The sequence below is a fragment of the Desulfovibrio sp. 1188_IL3213 genome (assembly GCF_036763145.1).
Taxonomy (GTDB): Bacteria; Desulfobacterota; Desulfovibrionia; order Desulfovibrionales; family Desulfovibrionaceae; genus Desulfovibrio.
In genome coordinates this window covers 1-5,084 of sequence record NZ_JBAIYR010000153.1, presented here as the reverse complement: position 1 = coordinate 5,084, position 5,084 = coordinate 1, and the positions used below count along the sequence as shown (strand labels likewise).

5 protein-coding genes are annotated in these 5,084 nt (G+C 58.8%); all 5 read right to left on the bottom strand.

Annotated elements, in window-relative coordinates:
• The coding region (locus V6C16_RS07675; protein WP_333542967.1) for an ABC transporter ATP-binding protein at positions 1-487 on the bottom strand (487 nt) is incomplete at its 3' end.
• Complete coding sequence (locus V6C16_RS07670; RefSeq protein WP_333534871.1) at positions 484-1,707, bottom strand: ABC transporter permease subunit; 1,224 nt, start codon at positions 1,705-1,707, stop codon at positions 484-486. The genes V6C16_RS07670 and V6C16_RS07675, both read right to left, overlap by 4 nt.
• A 2-nt stretch (positions 1,708-1,709) precedes the next feature.
• The gene (locus tag V6C16_RS07665; protein WP_333534872.1) at positions 1,710-2,618 is read right to left on the bottom strand and encodes a branched-chain amino acid ABC transporter permease; all 909 of its coding nucleotides are present in this window, start codon (positions 2,616-2,618) and stop codon (positions 1,710-1,712) included.
• A gap of 126 nt (positions 2,619-2,744) precedes the next feature.
• Complete coding sequence (locus tag V6C16_RS07660; RefSeq protein WP_333534873.1) at positions 2,745-3,875, bottom strand: branched-chain amino acid ABC transporter substrate-binding protein; 1,131 nt, start codon at positions 3,873-3,875, stop codon at positions 2,745-2,747.
• 246 nt (positions 3,876-4,121) lie between these two features.
• Positions 4,122-5,084, bottom strand: a 963-nt coding sequence (der, locus tag V6C16_RS07655; RefSeq protein WP_333542966.1) for a ribosome biogenesis GTPase Der, incomplete at its 5' end; no start/stop codon positions are given.

Below are 5,084 nucleotides of genomic sequence, written 5' to 3'. Positions count from 1 at the left end.
GCGCGCCATAGGGCAGGTTGCGGGCGGTTTCGTTCCACATGTCTTGCAGGCGTACCAACTCCAGCAGGGCATAGCTCGCGTCGATGCTTTCCTGTTCTTCGCGGCGGGTGCGGCCATCGCGCATGACGGCCCCCAGAATGCCCGCTCGCGTGCGGCAGTGGCGGCCTATCATGACGTTTTCCAGCACGGTCATATCGCTGAAAAGGCGGATATTCTGAAACGTGCGGGCCATACCCATAGCAGTGATAACGTGCGGCTTCTTGCCGTTAAGCAGTTTGGGGCTGCCTTCGCGGTCATACAGAAACATCTTGCCCTCGGTGGGGGTATAGATGCCCGTCACACAGTTGAAAAATGTGGTCTTTCCCGCGCCGTTGGGGCCGATAAGGGCCACAATCTCGCCGCTGTTGACTGTAAGCGACAATTCGTTGAGAGCGCGCAGACCGCCGAAGTCCTGAGAAAGGTCCTGTACTTCAAGCACGGGGTTCACTGGCGGCCTCCTTTGGATTCATGAAGGCCGGTGATGCGGTAGCGGCGCCGTTCGCCGCTGATAAGGCCCTGAGGCCGGAAAATCATCATGATCACCATGATGGCTCCAAAGATGAGCATGCGGTATTCGGAGAAGGCACGCAGATATTCCGGCGCAAGTATGAGAATAAGAGCGGCTATGACCACGCCGGTGATGGAACCCATGCCGCCCAGCACCACCATGGACAGAATCATGGCCGATTCCATAAAGGTGAAGCTTGAGGGATTGATGTAGGTTGTTTTGGCCGCAAAGATAACCCCGGCAAAACCGGCCCAGCACGAGCCAAGGGCAAAGGCGGAAAGCTTCACCCGTGTGATGTCTATACCCATGGCTTCACAGGCAATTTCATCTTCGCGCAGTGCCTGGAGGGCAAGGCCGACCCTGGAGTTTTTCAGGCGGCTGATGACAATGATCGTTATGACCACTGCCGCAAGCACAAGGTAGTAAATATAGGTTGTGCTGGCGCTGATATCCATTTCCATGCCGAAGAATCCGGGACGGGGAATATCACCCACGCCGCGCGGCCCGCCGGTCAGGCTGGTCCAGTTTTGCAGGGCCAGACGCACTATTTCGCCAAAACCCAGGGTAACAATGGCCAGATAGTCGCCGCGCAGTCGCAGAACGGGGAAGCCCAGGGCCAGACCGAAAATGACGGCCACAAAGCCACCCACCGGCAGGCACACCCAGAAGCCCCAGCCCAGGAACTGGTGCAGCAGACCGTAGGCGTAAGCCCCTACGGCATAAAAGGCCACATAGCCGAGCACAAGCTGACCGGCCAGACCCACCACGATATTCAGGCCCAGCGCCAGCATGATATAGAGCAGGGCCGAGATCATGATGTTGGTCTGGTAAAACGAAACCACCAGCGGCATGGCAATCATGATGGCCGCAAGAATAGCCAGGCTTCCGGCCATAAGGACGGGCCGTTCGGAAAGGATGGCCATGCCCGAACCGAGACTGAAATTGCGCGGCAGCCTGATGACGGCCAGGCCCCTGGCCTTGCGGCTGAAGCACCAGTCCCAGATAAGGGCCAGTGCAAAGATGCCCGCGCCCAGCAGGGCGATGCGGTCCAGCCGCCAGGTAACAGTGCTTTCAATGGTGTTCAGCTTGATGCCCAAAACGGGCAGGGTGAGCACCATGAACCAGAGTGCCGCGATGGCGGCCTTGATGACTCTTTGCATGGTTACACCTTCTGCACTTTGGCTTTGCCCAGGATGCCGTCAGGGCGGAAGATCAGAATGAGGATCAGGATGGCAAAGGCCAGCATGTCTTCATAGTTGCCTGAGAAGTACCCGGTGGTGAAGCTTTCGGCGAGGCCGAGCACAAGGCCGCCCACCATGGCTCCGGGGATGGAACCGATGCCGCCGAGTACCGCTGCCGTAAAGGCTTTAAGCCCGGCCAGAAAGCCGATGCCAAAGTTGACCTGTCCCATATGTGAGGCAATGAGCACGCCGCCAAGGGCTGCCAGCCCCGATCCGATAATAAAGGTCAGGGAAATGATGCGGTCGGCGTTAATGCCCAGCAGCAGCGCCATTTTACGGTTCTGCGCCGTGGCGCGCATGGCTTTGCCCATGCGTGTGTAGCGGATGAAAAGCGAGAGCGAAACCATGGCAATGGTGCTGACAGCGAGAATCAGAAAATCGCTGGGTCCCATGACATAGCCGATATGCTCAAGAAAATCCATTTCAGGCAGCAGATTGGGAAAAGGCACGAAGTCTGAGGTCTGGGCCAGCAACACGTAATTCTGCAAAAATATGGACATGCCTATGGCCGAGATCAGGGGCGACAGGCGCGGTGCGCCGCGTAGCGGCTTGTACGCCACCTTTTCCAGCGTGTAGCCATAGGCGGCGCACCAGACAATGGCCGCCAGCGCCGCGACGACAAGTATGCCGCCAGCGGGAAAGCCGTATACGCCCAGCACCCCGGCAACCAGCAGGGCGGTAAAAGCGCCCAGCATGTAAATTTCGCCATGAGCAAAGTTGATAAGCTCAATGATGCCGTAAACCAGGGTGTAGCCCAGAGCTATAAGCGCATAGATACTGCCTCTGGTGAGTCCACCAAAGAAAAGCTCTATAAAAAATTGGATGTCCATGCCGTCCCGCGCGCGCCGGGGCCTGGCAGTGCCACGCTCCGGCGTCAGTTCCGTTATTGCCGTCGGCCGCAGCCGAAAGTGTGTGCGAAAACGGGGGCGCGGCCATGACCGCGCCCCCCTGATCAACTATTCAAGGACGATGCTGTGGTCGAGTTCCACAAATTTTCCGTCTTTGACCTGATAGATGGAGAGAGCCATGCCGGCGGCATCGCCGGTTTTGCTGAAGGTCAGGGTTCCCAGCGGGGTATCCACGGGCGCGGTATGCAGGGCTTCCACAATTTTGGCTGTGTCGGTGCTGCCGGCCTTTTCAATGGCATTGATCAGGGCCTGGGTGGCGGCATAACCGTTGTAGTAGAACGAGCCGGGATCCTTGCCGAACATTTTTACGTGGCCTTCACGGGCGGCCTTGTAAGCGGGCAGGTTGCTGGTGTCCTTGGGATAGGAGGAGTACACGCCTTCGCTGGCCTTGCCGGCCATCTTGATGAAGGCTTCGTCCATAAGGCCGTCAGGGCCGAGCAGGGCGGTGGTCACGCGGTCGCGGCGCATCTGCTGCAGCAGCTTGGAGGCCGTGGGCTGATAGCCGCCGAAAACCACGATGTCGGGCTGCTCGCGCTTGAGTTTGCGCACAACGGCGGAAAAGTCCACGGCGTCGGGGGTGATGGCTTCAAACAGAACGGTCTTGACGCCGGCCTTTTCGAGGTGCTCGCGATTATTGTCCACAAAGCCCTTGCCGTAATCGCCGTTATCATGCAGATAGGCAACTTTTTTGACTTTGAGGTTGTTGAGCATGAAGTCGCTGGTCAGTCCGGCCTGGGCTTTGTCGTTGGCAATGGTGCGGAAGAAGTAGGGGTTGCTGCCGCCTTCCGTAAGGCCGGGAGTGGTGGCAGAAGGCGACATGCTCACGATCTTGGCGTCGGTATACAGGGGCAGGGTAGCCTTGGTGGCGCCGGAGCAGATATGCCCCATAACCACGGCGACCTTGTCGGAAATGAGCTTGGTGGCTGCGTTGGTAGCCAGCTCGGGCTTGCATTGGTCGTCCTGGGCCACCAGCTCGATCTGCTTGCCGAGCACGCCGCCCTTGGCGTTGGTATCGGCAATGACCACCTTGGCAGCGTTCAGGCTGGGTACGCCGTAGGAGGCCAAATCGCCGGAGTGAGCGCCGGCGACGCCGATTTTGATGGTGTCTTCCGCCCGAGCGGGGGCGGCCAGCGCCGCGCAGAGTGCCATTGCCGCAAGCAAGGTTATACCTTTTTTCATCAGCCCCTCCTACGAGAAAATTGTCGCGCGCATTTTGCGCTTCAAAATGGATGAAGACCTCTCTATTGCCTTATTGCGGGCGGCCTGTCAATGCGCGGTTGCCGCGTCTGTCAAGTGCCGGACGGCAAAAGATGCGGTGTTTTTTTACACGATGCCAAAGGCGGCCCGGATGATGTCGGTACATCCGGGCCGCCTCATGAAAATCGTTTTTGGGGTGGTGCTTTGGGGCAGGTGCCTGTTATGGCGCTACTTGTCCTTTTTCTTGTGGCTTGAGCGCAGGTGCAGGCGCATGGGCGCATGAACGATACCGAAGGTTTTTCTCAGTGCGCGTTCAAGGTAGCGGGCGTAGCTCTCCGGCACGCGCGTGGCGTCGCTCACAAAAAACACAAAGGTCGGCGGCTCGGATTCGGCCTGGGTAAGATAGAAGAATTTGGCCCGCGCCCTTTTGACCACAGGGGGCTGGTGACGGGTAAGCACCTCTTCCATGGCCCTGTTGAGGCGTCCTGTGGGGATGCGGATGCTGCACTCCTCATGGATGCGCTGTGCAAGAGGCAGTATTTTATCCAGGTCTTTGCCGCTAAGGGCAGAAACGGGCATGACCGGCACGTGGGGGCAGAATGCCAGCATCTGGCTGACATTCTTTTTCAGCTGATCCAGGGCATGCCGGGGGGCCAGGTCGCATTTGTTGATCAGAACCATGAACGGCGTTTTGCGCGTGTTCAGCATGTCCATGAGGCGCTTGTCCTGCTGGCTCACGCCTTCGGCAGCATCCAGGGTCAGCAGGGTCACGTCCGCCTTTGTGCTGGACTTGATGGCCGAGTTCACAGAGTACTTTTCTACACTGTCCGTAATTTTTGTGCGCCGCCGAACACCGGCCGTGTCTACAAAGACATAGTCCTTGCCATTGCGGCTGAAGCGCACGTCAACGCTGTCACGGGTCGTGCCCGCCACATCGGAAACGATCATGCGGTCTTCGCCGGAAAGCGCGTTGATAAGCGAGGACTTGCCCGCATTGGGGCGGCCAAGCATTGCCAGGCGCAGGGTCGGGGGAGCCGGAGGCGCTTCGGGGGTTTCCTCGGGCAACAGGTCAACCAGGTCTTCCACAAGGGCGCGGATATTGTGTCCGTGCTCGGCGGAGACTGCCAGCAGGGGAAAGCCCAGCACGTGAAATTCCGCCAGTTGCTCATCTTCGCGTTCGGCCCCGTCCAC